The organism is Bifidobacterium sp. H6bp9 (assembly GCF_032193695.1).
Taxonomy (GTDB): domain Bacteria; phylum Actinomycetota; class Actinomycetes; order Actinomycetales; family Bifidobacteriaceae; genus Bombiscardovia; species Bombiscardovia kimbladii.
The window spans coordinates 121,951-135,484 of the sequence record NZ_JASTZY010000002.1 but is presented as its reverse complement, the minus strand read 5'-3'; the positions used below and the strand labels follow the sequence as shown (position 1 = coordinate 135,484).

The 13,534-nt window shown below is 64.2% G+C and carries 12 protein-coding genes; 10 read left to right on the top strand and 2 right to left on the bottom strand.

Going from position 1 to position 13,534, the window contains the following annotated elements; all coding sequences use genetic code 11:
* The first annotated feature begins 8 nt into the window (after positions 1 to 8).
* The 9 genes from QRX40_RS04245 (at position 9) to hemH (ending at position 8,712) form a co-directional block, all read left to right on the top strand.
* Positions 9 to 968 carry a shikimate dehydrogenase gene (locus tag QRX40_RS04245; RefSeq protein ID WP_313836519.1) on the top strand — a complete coding sequence of 320 codons (960 nt, stop codon included), beginning with the start codon at positions 9 to 11 and terminating at the stop codon, positions 966 to 968.
* A 2-nt stretch (positions 969 to 970) separates the two neighbouring features.
* Positions 971 to 1,864 carry an RNase adapter RapZ gene (rapZ, locus tag QRX40_RS04240; protein ID WP_313836516.1) on the top strand — a complete coding sequence of 298 codons (894 nt, stop codon included), beginning with the start codon at positions 971 to 973 and terminating at the stop codon, positions 1,862 to 1,864.
* 120 nt (positions 1,865 to 1,984) lie between these two features.
* Complete coding sequence (whiA, locus tag QRX40_RS04235) at positions 1,985 to 2,944, top strand: DNA-binding protein WhiA (RefSeq protein WP_045935384.1); 960 nt, start codon at positions 1,985 to 1,987, stop codon at positions 2,942 to 2,944.
* A gap of 79 nt (positions 2,945 to 3,023) precedes the next feature.
* Positions 3,024 to 4,220, top strand: coding sequence for a phosphoglycerate kinase (locus tag QRX40_RS04230; protein ID WP_313836512.1), 1,197 nt, complete (start codon positions 3,024 to 3,026; stop codon positions 4,218 to 4,220).
* Between the two features lie 90 nt (positions 4,221 to 4,310).
* A complete protein-coding gene (gene tpiA, locus QRX40_RS04225; protein WP_045924435.1) occupies positions 4,311 to 5,093 on the top strand; it encodes a triose-phosphate isomerase in 783 nt (260 codons plus the stop codon).
* A 60-nt stretch (positions 5,094 to 5,153) separates the two neighbouring features.
* Positions 5,154 to 5,402 (top strand): preprotein translocase subunit SecG, encoded by a 249-nt coding sequence (gene secG / locus QRX40_RS04220; RefSeq protein WP_045924434.1) that lies wholly within the window; start codon positions 5,154 to 5,156, stop codon positions 5,400 to 5,402.
* A 233-nt stretch (positions 5,403 to 5,635) separates the two neighbouring features.
* Positions 5,636 to 6,394: a hydrogen peroxide-dependent heme synthase gene (gene hemQ / locus QRX40_RS04215; RefSeq protein WP_313836509.1), complete on the top strand. Its 759-nt coding sequence runs from the start codon at positions 5,636 to 5,638 to the stop codon at positions 6,392 to 6,394.
* A gap of 4 nt (positions 6,395 to 6,398) precedes the next feature.
* A complete protein-coding gene (locus QRX40_RS04210; RefSeq protein ID WP_313836508.1) occupies positions 6,399 to 7,796 on the top strand; it encodes an MFS transporter in 1,398 nt (465 codons plus the stop codon).
* Positions 7,789 to 8,712, top strand: a complete 924-nt coding sequence (hemH, locus tag QRX40_RS04205) for a ferrochelatase (RefSeq protein ID WP_313836507.1) — start codon at positions 7,789 to 7,791, stop codon at positions 8,710 to 8,712. The genes QRX40_RS04210 and hemH overlap by 8 nt, the downstream gene beginning before the upstream one ends.
* A 118-nt stretch (positions 8,713 to 8,830) precedes the next feature.
* Here hemH and tal read toward each other — a convergent pair whose 3' ends face one another.
* Complete coding sequence (gene tal, locus QRX40_RS04200; RefSeq protein ID WP_313836505.1) at positions 8,831 to 9,940, bottom strand: transaldolase; 1,110 nt, start codon at positions 9,938 to 9,940, stop codon at positions 8,831 to 8,833.
* A gap of 155 nt (positions 9,941 to 10,095) precedes the next feature.
* The gene (gene tkt / locus QRX40_RS04195; protein WP_198200551.1) at positions 10,096 to 12,198 is read right to left on the bottom strand and encodes a transketolase; all 2,103 of its coding nucleotides are present in this window, start codon (positions 12,196 to 12,198) and stop codon (positions 10,096 to 10,098) included.
* A 184-nt stretch (positions 12,199 to 12,382) separates the two neighbouring features.
* On the opposite strand from tkt, the gene hrcA reads away from it, so the two are divergent.
* Entirely contained in the window at positions 12,383 to 13,456 is a 1,074-nt protein-coding gene (gene hrcA, locus QRX40_RS04190; protein ID WP_313836501.1) for a heat-inducible transcriptional repressor HrcA, read from the top strand.
* The last annotated feature ends 78 nt before the right edge of the window (positions 13,457 to 13,534 follow it).

Sequence of the window (13,534 nt, the reverse complement as noted above, 5' to 3'; positions counted from 1 at the left end):
TTGCAGATATGAATGGACCTGATCGTCGTTGTGCCGTCCTGGGCGACCCCATCAGCCATTCCCTTTCGCCACTTTTGCATAGATCAGCCTATGCCGCGCTTGGCCTGGACGGCTGGCGTTACGACCGTGTGCGCATGGACGCTGACGGCCTGGCGGACTTTATCCACGGCCTTGACCCGTCCTGGGCCGGTCTCAGCCTGACCATGCCCTTGAAGAGTGCCGTCGGATCCTTGGGCGATTTTCGTGACTGCTGGTCCCAGACCCTGAAAGTGTCCAACACAGCAGTCTTTGCACAGGGCGGCCCAGCCAATGGGCTGTCCCTGTACAACACCGACGTGGAGGGGATCGTGGCCGCCCTGCTGGAGGCTGCCGACCGCTGCCGGGCCGACGACGACCCTGACGATCTGGCCGCCCTGCTTAAGGCAGCCGGTCAGGGTCGGCAGGACCGGCTTCCTGACCAACCGTATGGGGGAGCGCAGGCCCTGGTCATCGGCAACGGGAACACCGCCGAGTCCGCCTTCTGTGCCTTGAAGGTGCTGGGGGTCGAGCGTGCGGACCTGCTGGCCCGCAACCCGGAGCACTGTGACCACATGCTGGACCTTTCCTCCCGATTGGGCCTGCCTGAACCAAACGTGACCGCCATGGACCGGGCTGAGGCAGCTGAAAGGGCATTGACCAAGGCTGATATTGTCGTCTCCACCCTGCCTTCGGGTGCAGCCGACCCCCTGGCCGATTTGTTCAATACGGCTGATGGCGGCAGTCGCATGAGCCCGGTCCTGCTGGATGTGGTCTATGACCCCCGGCCCACCCCGCTCATGAAGGCCTTCTGCCGACGGCCGGGCGCACGGGCCATCAGCGGTGAACGCATGCTGCTTTATCAAGCCGTGCGTCAGGTGGCGCTGATGACCGACCGACCCTTGGCCGCTGTTCCGGTGGCCGCTATGGACCAAGCCTTGAGGGAGGCATGACGATGACGACGGAAAAACCGCCCTTCGCAGGCTTCGAGGTACTGCTGATCACAGGCATGTCCGGCGCAGGCCGCTCCCGCGCCGCCGACTCCATGGAGGACATGGGCTGGTATGTGGTCGACAACATGCCCCCGCGCCTGCTGGTCCCCCTGGTCGACATGATGACCTCCGCCGGAAGCTCCCTGCACCGCCTGGCGGCCGTCATCGACGTCCGGTCCCGCTCCTACTTCGACGACCTGTCGGCCGTGCTCAGCCATCTGGACGACCTGGGCGTGCGTTGCCGCATCCTCTTTCTGGACGCCTCTGACCAGGTGCTGGTCAAACGCTATGAGTCCGTCCGCCGTCCCCACCCCCTGCAGGGCTCGGGCCGCCTGATCGACGGCATTCACGAGGAGCGCCGCCTGCTGGGCGGTCTCAAGGAGCGTGCGGACATGGTCATCGACACCTCCACTCTGAGCATCCATCAGCTTTCTACCCGCCTCTACGAAATGGTCCTGGGCTCCGGCCCGACCACCGTGGGCGTGCACATCATGAGCTTCGGATTCAAGTACGGCCTGCCCATCGATGCCGACTTCGTAGCCGACGTGCGCTTCCTGCCCAACCCCTACTGGGTCCCCGAGCTGCGGGACCTGAACGGCCATGACGGCCCGGTCCGCGACTATGTGATGGCCAGCAAGGGCGCCAAGGAGTTCCTGGATGCCTACACCACCGCCATCTTGACCGCGCTCAGCGGCTATGCGCGCGAGGACAAGCACTATGTGACCATCGCCTTTGGCTGCACTGGCGGACAGCACCGCTCAGTGGCCATGGCCGACGCTCTGGCCGCCCGTCTGCGGTCCCGGGGAATGGAGGTGACGGTCTCGGCCCGCGAGCTGCCGCACCGTTCCCGCGGATAGCCAAAGGCGCAATTTGTCCAAGATATTCGGTATCACAGTAATCCGGTGGTCGCCACGGCAGGTGTGTCGTGCGGCCGAGAAGTATTCATTTTTCAGTATTTTTTCGTAGGAGGACGGCTCTTGGCCCTACTTGATGATGTCAAAAGCGAGCTGGCCGCGATTGACAACGAACCCCCCTCTGCCAAGAAAGCACAATCGGCGGCCATGATCCGCTTCGGCGGCGGACTGCACATCATTCAGCGTCACATTGTGGTGGAAGCGCAATTCGACTCCCTGCCGGCAGCGCAGTGGTTGCAGAACACCATCAGGGACGTCTACGGTCATGATTCCGATCTGATCCAGGTCAAGCGGCAGGCCCCCACCGGCAACCTGACCCGCTACTCGGTCCGCGTGCTGCGGGCGGGCGGCGCCCTGGCCCTGCAGACCGGTCTGCTGGACCGCCGCAAGCATCCGGTTCGCGGTCTTCCCGCCGACATCGTCTCCGGCAACATCGCCCAGGTCAAGGCCGCCTGGCGAGGGGCCTTCCTGGCCCATGGCGAGCTGTCCGACCCGGGCAAGGCCTCCTACCTGGAGATCGTCTGCCCAGGATCCGAAGCCGCCCTGGCCCTGGTGGGCGCCGCCCGCCGCCTGGGCATCAACGCCAAGGCCCGCCAGGTGCGCAGCTCCGAGCGCGTCACCCTGCGTGATCCGGACGTCATCGAACGCATGCTCAACCTGATGGGCGCCCCCAAGTCCTCCCGTGAGTGGACCGGCAAGCGCAGCGACGGTGAATCCCGCGGCAAGGCCAACCGCCTGGCCAACTTCGACGATGCCAATATGCGCCGCTCCGCCAAGGCCGCCGTTGAGGCCAGCGCCAAGGTCACCAAGGCCTTTGAAATTCTGGGCGACGACATCCCCGAGAACCTGCGTGCGGCCGGCCAGCTTCGTCTGGACCACCGCGAGGCCTCCCTCGAAGAGCTGGGTCGCCTGGCCGACCCGCCGGTCACCAAGGATGCCATCGCCGGACGCATCCGCCGTCTGCTGCAGCTGGCCACCAAGGTCGAAAAGAAGAGGGCCGAGGAACAGGCCAAACAAGAGTGAGATAGCTCACACAGGTCGGTCTGCCTGAGTACCATGGCAGGGGAGCGGGCGCATGGACCCGCAGTCAGAAAGGATACGCATGAAAACACTGAAGAGCCTCGGTGATCTCAAGGGCAAGCGCGTGCTCGTCCGCGCGGACTTCAACGTGCCGCTGGACGGCACCGCCATTACGGACGACGGCCGCATCCGCGCCGCCTTGCCAACCATCGAGCAGCTTCGTGGCCAGGGCGCCAAGGTCATCCTCATGGCCCACCTGGGTCGCCCCAAGGGCAAGGTCGTTCCCGAGTTGAGCCTGGCTCCCGTGGCCGCCCGCCTGGGCGAGCTGCTGGGCGTGCAGGTTCCTCTGGCCGAGGACACCTATGGTCCCGATGCCCATGCCAAGGTGGCCGCCATGAACGACGGCGACGTGGTCCTGCTGCAGAACGTGCGCTACAACCCCGAGGAGACCAGCAAGGACGAGGCCGAGCGCGACGCCTACGCCCGCAAGATCGCCGACCTGGGCGATGTCTTCGTCTCCGACGGCTTCGGCGTGGTTCACCGCGCCCAGGGCTCCAACTACTCCGTGGCCAAGTTCCTGCCCTCTGCCGCAGGCCTGCTGGTCGAGAAGGAAGTCAAGGCCCTGTCCAAGGCGACCGAGAACCCCGAGCGGCCCTTCACTGTGGTCCTGGGCGGCTCCAAGGTCTCCGACAAGCTGGGCGTCATCGAGAACCTGCTCAGCAAGGCCGACCGCCTGGTCATCGGCGGCGGCATGGTCTTCACCTTCCTCAAGGCCGAGGGCTATGAGGTCGGCTCCTCCCTGCTGGAGGAGGATCAGGTCGACACCGTCAAGGGCTACATGGCCACCGCCCGCGAGAAGGGCGTGGAGCTGGTCCTGCCCACCGACATCGTGGCGGCTGACGAGTTCAAGGCGGATTCGCCCCACCAGGTTGTTCCTGCCGACGGCATCCCCGCAGACAAGATGGGTCTGGACATCGGTCCGGACTCCCAGAAGCTCTTCCACGACAAGATCGTGGACTCCAAGACCGTGGTCTGGAACGGCCCCATGGGCGTCTTCGAGTTCCCGGCATTCGCCGACGGCACCCGGGCTGTGGCCCAGGGCCTGGTCGACGCCACCAAAGCCGGAGCCTTCACCATCGTCGGCGGCGGCGACTCCGCCTCGGCTGTGCGCAACCTGGGCTTCCCCGAGGATGGCTTCTCGCACATCTCCACCGGCGGCGGCGCCTCTCTGGAGTTCCTTGAGGGCAAGGAGCTTCCGGGCCTTAAGGTGCTGGAGTAAGATCGGCAGACAGACGGGCAATGCCGGGTCACCGGGTTTCGCATCCGGCGGCCCGGCATTGTTGTTGTTGCGCGGATGGAAAGGTCTGGTATGGCACGCATTCCCCTGGTGGCCGGCAATTGGAAGATGAACTTCGACCACCTGGAAGCCACCTATTTCGTGCAGAAGCTGGCCTGGCTCCTGCGCGACGCCCACTTCGACCGCAGGCGCTGCCAGGTGGCTCTGATGCCCGCCTTCACCGCCCTGCGTTCCGTCCAGGTGCTGGTGGAGGCCGACAACCTGCCCATCGAATACGGGGCGCAGGCAGTCTCAGTCACCGCCCAGGGCGCCTTCACCGGGGATGTGTCCGCCGACATGCTGGCTCAGCTGGGCTGCAGCTACGTCATCGTGGGCCACTCCGAGCGGCGCAAGTACCATCCCGAGGACGATGCCAACATCGTCGACCAGGTCCGTGCCGTCCTGGCTGCGGGCATGAAGCCCATCCTCTGCGTGGGGGAGAGCTATGAGGAGCGCCGCCAGGGCATCCAGCTGGACTTCGCCGTTGGCCAGGTCAATGACGTCACCCGCGACCTGGCCAAGGAGGACATGGAAAACCTGATCGTGGCCTACGAACCGGTCTGGGCCATCGGCACGGGCATGGTGGCCACCCCGGACACCGCCCAGCAGGCCGCCCGGGCCATCCGCGACCACATCTCAAGCAAATTCGGGGAACCGGCCGGCCAGGCCGTGCGCATCCTCTACGGCGGCTCGGTCACCTCCAAGAACGCCTCCCAGATGATCACCCAGCCGGACGTGGACGGTTTTCTGGTGGGCGGCGCCTCCCTGGATGTGGAGGAGTTCTCTCGAATCGTGCGACTGGCCGCCAAGGGCTGATGCGTTTTTCCCTGGGTGTCTGTATACTTGTTCCCAGTTCCTTACATGGAGGTATGTGCCGTGACCATTGTCAAGATTGTGCTCGAAGTCGTTGTGATCCTCGCCAGCATACTGCTGACCATGCTGATTCTGTTGCACAAGGGCAAGGGCGGCGGCCTGTCCGATATGTTCGGCGGTGGAATCGGTTCCAACGCGGGCACCTCGGGCGCAGCCGAGAAGAACCTGAACCGGCTGACCATTATCGTGGCCCTGATCTGGGTGGCCATCATCATCGCTCTGGATCTCATTTCCAAGTACAAGCTGGCCTGATTCCCGCAGATAATATCTGAAATACCTGACCCCGGCATCGACCGGGGTTTTTCCATATCTAGGCGACTTTAGTGCAAGGTCCATAGTCCTTGACTATTACCACAATATGTCATTCACAATGCATCGATAATCCAACAATTCAGCCGTCTGACGGATAGAGTGGAGAACGGTGTGCCCGACGAGCGGCGCATCACACAATGCCGTGCAAGCTAAGCAAGCGAAAGGAAGTGCTCATGGCTGAGCAAGCTGCACCGAGCCTGGAGGGCTGGTTCTGCCTCCACCTCTTCTGGAAGATCGATTGGACCAAGTGGCGCCGAGTGCCCCAGGGCGAACGCCGGGAATGCCTGGATGGGTTCAAGGCCCTGGCCGCACAGCTGGACGAGGTCCAGTCCCAGGGCAAGGGTAGCCACTACTGGTGCCAGGTCAACGGGCAAAAGGCCGACCTGGGCCTGATGGTCCTCAGGGAGAGCCTGGACCAGCTGCAGGAGGTCGAGACCTCCCTGGAGAAGCTGCGCATCTCCGATTATCTGGAGCCGACCATCTCCTATGTGTCGGTCACCGAGGTGGGCCTCTACTCGGGCGAACCGACCACGGACCGTGGCTGGTCCTACGTCAACGCCAGCCTGCATCCCAAGACGCCCGACAAGCCCTACATCTGCTTCTATCCCATGTCGAAGACCCGCGTCCCCGGCGCCAACTGGTACACGCTGCCCTACGACCAGCGCAAGGCCTACATGCACGACCACGGCAAGATCGGCCGCTCATACGCCGGCAAGGTCTCCATCATCCTGACGGGCTCCATCGGCCTGGACGACTACGAGTGGGGCGTCACGCTCTTCGCCGACGACCCTGTCCAATTCAAGAAGATCGTCACCGAGATGCGCTACATCGAAGCCAGCTCCATCTACGGCGAATTCCCCTACTTCCTGGTAGGCACCCATACCGATCCCGAGCGCATTGACAGGCTGCTCACGGACCAGATGGGACAGTAACACCATGTCTGCAAGAGAGAGAAGATCGATCCTTTCCACGCCCATATGGTTCTTCATGGTCATCGTCTTCATCACCCAGCTGGATGGGGGAGCGGTGCCGACCATGCTGCCGTCCATCACACGGACCTTCGGCCTGACCACCATGGGCTCCTCCTGGGTGGTCGGACTCTACACCCTGGGACTGGTGGTGGGCACCCCCATCACCTCCAACCTCTCCGACGCCCACGGGACCAGGAAGGTCTTCCTCTGGGAGCTGGCCTTCTGGTTCCTTGGATGTCTGATGACGGCGGTCTCGCCCAACTATGCGGTCATGCTGCTGGGCCGGTTCATCCAGTCCCTGGGAGACAGCGGCATCATGGTCCTGTCCATGAACGTCCTTCTGCAGCGCGCCCGCAGGAACAACCAGGGCAGGAAGGTCTCCACGGTGGGCATCATCGCCGGCCTTTCCGCCATGGTCAGCCCGGTCCTTTCGGGCATGCTCCTGGGCATCACCCACGGATGGCGGGCCTACTACTTCATGATGCTGCCCTTCCTGGCCATTTTGTTTATTCTGGCCTGGTTCATGATGGGCGACTCCCAGACCGACCGCGCCTGGAAGACCGACTACCTGGGCCTGGGCTCCTTCAGCATCGCTCTGGCCCTGCTGATGGTGGCGATCACCTTCCTGCAGTACGGCACGACCTATCTGGGCCTGATCATCGGATGCCTCCTGGTCGCCGTGGTGGCCGGCGCTGTCTTCCTGGTGCATGAGCGCAATCTTGGCGGTTCAAGCGAGACCATGCCCTTCCTGCCCATCCGCCTGCTGAAGCTGCCCTCCTACGGGCTCACCCTGCTGCTGGGAACGCTGGGAGGCATGTTCTTCTCCCTCTTCGTCTACATTCCGACCTATGTCCACTCCGTCTTCGGGCTCCCGGTCCGCTCGGCCGGCATGGTCATGGTCGGCGTCGGGCTCGGGTCCGTGGTCGGGTCCTGGCTGGGCGGTCTCCTGGTCGACAAGTTCGGCTACCGGACCACGCTGGTCTTTTCGTCGTCGCTGATAGGCCTGATGGCCTTGGTGATCACCCTGACCCTGCACAACCTGCAGCTCTTCATGGTCCTGTCCTTCCTGATGGGGGTCGGCATGGGCTCCATGATGTCCTCGCCGCTCCAGGTCATCGCCGGAAGGCTGGCCGGGCCCGAGAACCGCATGCAGGCCATCGGCGGGCTGTCGGCCTGCAAGAAGATCGGCACCACCATCGCCCCACTGCTCTTCGCCTCGGCCATTGAATTGGGCAAGGCGGGCGGACAGGCCGGTCTGGCCTCCTACAGGAACATGTTCCTGGTGGTCATCGTCATAGCCCTGGTCAATATCGGCCTGACATACTGCATTCCATTTTCACAGAAAGAAGTTGCTGATGACTGAACCTACAGCAGTCCTCCTCATGGCGTACGGCACCCCCTACCAGGAGTCCGACATCAGGGGGTACTACACCAACATCCGCCATGGGCAGGAGCCCCCCAAGCCGCTCATGGACCAGCTGGTCGGCCGCTACAAGGCCATCGGCCTGCCCTCGCCCCTGGCCAGGATCACCACGGCCCAGCGCGACGGCCTCCAGGCTGCGCTGGACAAGGCCCACCCCGGCGCCTACAAGGTCTACGAGGGACTGAAGTATATAGCTCCCTTCATCAAGGATGCCGTCGACCAGATTGCCGCCGATGGCATCACCAGGGTGATCGGCCTGCCCCTGGCCCCGCAGTACTCCTCCTATTCGAGCGAGGACTACCACAACCGCGCCCGCAAGGCCATCGAGGCCCATCCGGGCATGGAATACCTGCCGGTGCGGTCCTGGTGGAACCACCAAGAGCTGATCCACTTCTGGAGCGACCAGCTGGTGGCCAAGAAGGATCTGACCGACCGGCCGGACACCAAGGTGATCTTCAGCGCCCACTCCCTGCCCCTGCGCATCATCCAGGGAGGGGACCCCTACAAGGATGAGGTCATCGGTCTGTCCAATGCCGTGGCCCAGGCCGCCGGCCTCAATGAGGACCAGTACGTGCTGGCCTGGCAGTCGGCAGGCCGCACCCAGGAGCCCTGGATCGGGCCTGATTTCGTCAAGGTGGCCAAGGATCTGATCACTGAGAGCGGCATGAAGACCATCGTCTCCGCCTCCATCGGCTTCATCGCCGACAACCTGGAGATCTGCTACGACGTGGACATGGAGCTGGCCAAGGCCATCGAGTCCGCCGGCGGCACCCTGACCAGGCTGAACATGCCCAACGACAGCCCAGCTCTGATCGCCACCCTGCGGCAGGTGGTCGAGGAGGCCAAGGCAGAGTAGTCACACGTCTGCTTGAAATATAGTTGAGATAATAATTGTGCCCCCGTCCGGTTTGAGCCGGACGGGGGCACAATCTTTATTGGCAGCCAGTGTCAGTCAGCAGCTGTCAGTCAGGCGCTCAGCCGTTGACGCGGTCGATGCCCTTCTGCACGTCGGAGAGGACCGAATCCCAGGAGTCGATGAAAGCGGCGACGCCATCGGCCTCCAGCTTGTCGGTCACATCCTTGATGTTGATGCCCAGGTCTGCCAGCTTCTGCATCACCTGGTGGCTCTCCTCGTAGGTGCCCTTGACAGAGGGAGCGCCGTTGCCGTGATCGGCCAGAGCGTTCAGGGTCTTCTCAGGCATGGTGTTGACCACGTCAGGGGCCACCAGCTCGTCCACGTACTTGCAGTCGGAGTAGGCGGCGTTCTTGGTGCCGGTGGAGGCCCAGAGCGGACGCTGACGCTTGGCGCCCTTGGCTTCCAGGTCGGCCCAGCGAGGATCGCTGTCGAAGGCCTTCTCGAAGAGCTCGTAGGCCAGGCGGGCGTTGGCCACAGCGGCCTTGCCCTCCAGGGACTTGGCCTCGTCGGAGCCATTGGCCTCCAGTAGCTTGTCAACCGCAGTGTCCACGCGGGAGACGAAGAAGGAGGCGACCGAGCCCATGTGCTTCAGGTCATGGCCGTTCTTGTCGGCCTGGACCATGCCCTCGATGAAGGCGTCGATGACCTGCTTGTAGCGCTCCAGGGAGAAGATCAGGGTCACGTTGACCGAGATGCCCTTGGCCAGGGTGGCGGTGATGGCAGGCAGACCCTCCAAGGTGGCGGGGATCTTGATCATGGCGTTGGGTCGATCGACCTTGTTCCAAAGCTCTTCGGCCTGCTTCTCGGTCTCTTCGGTGTTGTGGGCCAGACGAGGATCGACCTCGATGGAGACGCGTCCATCCACGTAGTCGGTCTTCTCTGCAACCTCGCGGAAGATGTCGGTGGCGTTGCGCACGTCGGTGGTGGTCAGCTCGCGGACGGCCTCATCGACGGGGATGCGGCCCAGCTGCTTGAGCTGTTCGTCATAGGGACCCACCTGGCTCAGGGCCTTCTGGAAAATCGAGGGGTTGGTGGTCACGCCCACCACATTGCGCTCGGCGATCAGTTGCTGCAGATTGCCCGACTCGATGCGGGTGCGGCTCAGATCGTCCAACCAGATCGAGACACCTGAATCGCTGGTGCGCTGGGTGTTTGCATTTTCTGCCATCTTGTCACTCCTTATTTGGGTTCCCGATGGAATCACATTCACTATGCACTACCGGGAAGTCTGTTGCTGTATTCCCGCAGGCCCGCGTTTCGGGCGTGCCTGCAGGGGAGGGGGCCGGCGTCGCGGACGGCCCCCGATTGATCACGATGCCGGGTTCAGCGGGCCCGACGGACTTCCTCCAAGGAGGCCTGTGCTGCTTCGACCACATGATCGGCGGTGATGCCCAGGTCGCGCATGTTCTCGTCGCCGCTGCCCTGCAGGCCGAACTGCTCGATGGAGACGGGCTTGCCATAGCTGCCCAGGTACTTGTACCAGGGCGTGGCCAGTCCGGCCTCAACGGAGACGCGGGCCTTGACGGAGGCGGGCAGAACGGCTTCCTTGTACTCGTCGTCCTGCTCCTCGAACCACTCCAGCGAGGGCACGGAGATGACGCGGGCCTTGACGCCCTGCTCGGCCAGGGTCTTGGAGGCGGCCACAGCGTGCTGCACCTCGGAGCCGGTGGCCATGATCAGCACATCCGGCTGGCCCTCGGTGTCGACCAGCACGTAGGCGCCCTTGCGCACGCCTTCGCGGGCCTTGGCCTTGGTCTCCTCCAGGGTGGGCACGCCCTGCCTGGTCAGGATCATGGCCGTGGGGTGGGTGTTGTCCTTCTCGAAGAAGGCGCGGTAGGCCTCAGCGGTCTCATACTGATCGGCGGGGCGCACAACCTCCATCTGGGGGATGGCGCGCATGGCGGTCAGGTGCTCGATGGGCTGGTGGGTGGGGCCATCCTCGCCCAGGGCCACGGAATCGTGGGTCCAGACGTACAGGTTGGGGATGTCCATCAGGGCGGCCAGGCGCACCGAGGGGCGCTCATAGTCGCTGAACTGGAAGAAGGTCCCGTTGTAGGGCCTGGTGTCCGAACCCAGCAGGATGCCGTTGGTGATGGCGCCCATGCCGAACTCGCGCACGCCGAAGTGCAGCTGGCGGCCGTACTTGCTGGCCTTGGGCCACTGGACGGTCTTGTCGGCCTCGGGGGCGAAGGAGACTGCACCGTTGATGTTGGTGTTGTTGGAGCCGCCCAGATCGGCGGATCCTCCCCAGAGCTCGGGCATGATGGGGGCCAGGGCGTTGATGACTGCGCCGGAGGCCTTGCGGGTGGCCACCTTGGAGCCGGGCTCGAAGCCAGCCTCCAGGTCGTCCAGGGCCTTGTCGAAGCCCTCGGGCAGCTTGCCGGCATGGATGCGGTCGTAGAGGTCGGCCTTGTCGGGGTTGGCCTTGCGCCAGGCCTGGTACTTCTCGTCCCAGTCCTTGTGGGCGGCCAAGCCGCGCTGGGCGACCTCGCGGGCGTGGGCCAGGGCCTCCTCGTCGATCTGGAAGCTCTGCTCAGGGTCGTAGCCCAGGGTCTTCTTCAGGCCGGCGACAGCCTCGGCGCCCAGGGCTGAGCCGTGGGCTGAAGGATCGTTGGTCTTGCCGGGGGTGGGCCAGGCCATCAGGGTGTCCACCTTGATGAACTTGGGCCGGTCGGTGACCTGCTCGGCCTTCTCCAGGACGGCAGCCAGGCCCTCGACGTCCTCCTTGTAGGAGCCGTCGGGCTGGATGAAGCTGAACTCGTCGGTGTACCAGCCGTAGGCCTGGTAGCGCTTGAGGATGTCCTCGCCCAGGGCGATGCGGGTGTCGCCCTCGATCTGGATGTGGTTGGCATCGAAGATGACGGTCAGGTTGCCCAGGCGCTGGTCGCCGGCCAGGGAGCTGGCCTCGGAGGAGACGCCCTCCTCGACGTCGCCCTCGCCGCAGATGACCCAGACCTTATGGTCGAAGGGGGACTGCCCTTCGGGAGCATCCGGATCCAGCAGACCGCGCTCGTAACGCTGTCCATAGGCGAAGCCCACGGCCGAGGCCAGACCCTGGCCCAGCGGGCCGGTGGTCATCTCGATGCCGGGGGTCAGGCCGTACTCGGGGTGGCCGGGGGTCCTGGTGCCGGCGGTGCGGAAGCGCTTCAGATCGTCCAGGGTCAGTCCATACCCGGAGAAGTAAAGCTGCACGTACTGGGTCAGCGAGGCGTGGCCGCCGGAAAGAATGAACCGATCACGCCCGACCCAGTCGGGGTCGTTGGGGTCGTGACGGATGAAGTGCTGGTAGAGCGCGTAAGCGATAGGCGCCAGCGAAATAGGGGAGCCGGGGTGGCCGCTTCCGGCCTTCTCGACCGCGTCGGCCGAGAGGACCTTGGCCATCTTGACAGCCCGCTCATCGAGTTCGGACCATGTGAAATCTGCCATATGGTGCTGCTTTCCTTCCAATCTAGAGGTCTTCATGTTCGACTTGTGTCGAAAATGTTCGATTACCTTCACATTGCGCTTCCATCGTATCGGTTTGAGACGACACAATTCGGCTCTTCGCGCGACATTTTGGCACTCTCATGGCCCGAGTGCTAATAATGAAACCATGACGGAAGGAGCGACATTGCCTAATACCAGACGCATGCTGGTGCTGCGCGCGGTCGTCGAGGACTATATCCGTTCTCGCGAGCCGGTAGGGTCGGGTTCGCTCACCAGAAATCATCAGCTTGGAGTCAGCTCCGCCACCGTGCGCAACGACATGGCGGCCCTGGAGAGCGAGGGCTACCTGGTCCAGCCCCACACCTCGGCCGGCCGCATCCCCACCCAGAAGGGCTACCGTTACTTCGTCGACAGGCTGGCCACCATCGTGCCCTTGTCCGCCGCCCAGCGCCGGGGGATCAACGCCTTCCTGTCCGGGTCGGTCAACCTTGAGGACACCCTGCAGCACGCCGCCCGGCTTCTGGCCCAGATCACCGGGCAGATCGCCGTGGTGGCCTCGCCCTCCCTGGCCAGCTCGAACCTGCGCCGGGCCGAGCTCATAGGACTGAGCCGGGGGACCGTGCTTATGGTGGTCATCACCGACACCGGCCGGGTGGTCCAGCGCACCCTGCACGGGCCCCTGCAGGAGGATCCGAACGCCCTGGCGGACCTGTCCGACCAGATCAACAGGCAGTGCCAGGACCTGCCCCTGGACCGCGCCGCCGACCGCTGCCGCATGCTGGCCGACTCCCTGACCGAGGGTCGCGACAAGTCCATGCTGCGCCTGGTGGCCACGGTCTTCGACGAGATGGCCACCCGGGAGCAGACCAGCGGCCTCTACATGGCCGGCACCTCCCAGCTGACCCACAGCCAGGCCGTCTCCCTGGGGGACCTGGGCTCGCTGCTGGACGCCCTGGAGGAGCAGGTGGTGCTCATGCGGCTCATGCGGGCCCAGAGCGAACTTTCCCGCGAGAGCAACGGCGTCAGCGTGGCCATCGGCACCGAGACCCGGACCCCTGAACTGGCCCACGCCTCGGTGGTGACCAGCGGATACGGGCATGCCCGGTCCAGGCAGACCGACGGCTCCGAAGCCGACGAGCCCGTGGCCTTCGTGGGCTCCATCGGCCCGACCCACATGGACTATCCGGCGACCATGAGCGCGGTTCGTGCCGTGGCCTCCTATCTGACCGGTTTCCTGGCCGGCGGCGGGGAGCCGTGAGCGTCAAGGCAGCGACATAAGCCATAGGTATCGTGGGCCCATGCAACTATGGGTCGAGAGGGCATCAAACGAAAAGGA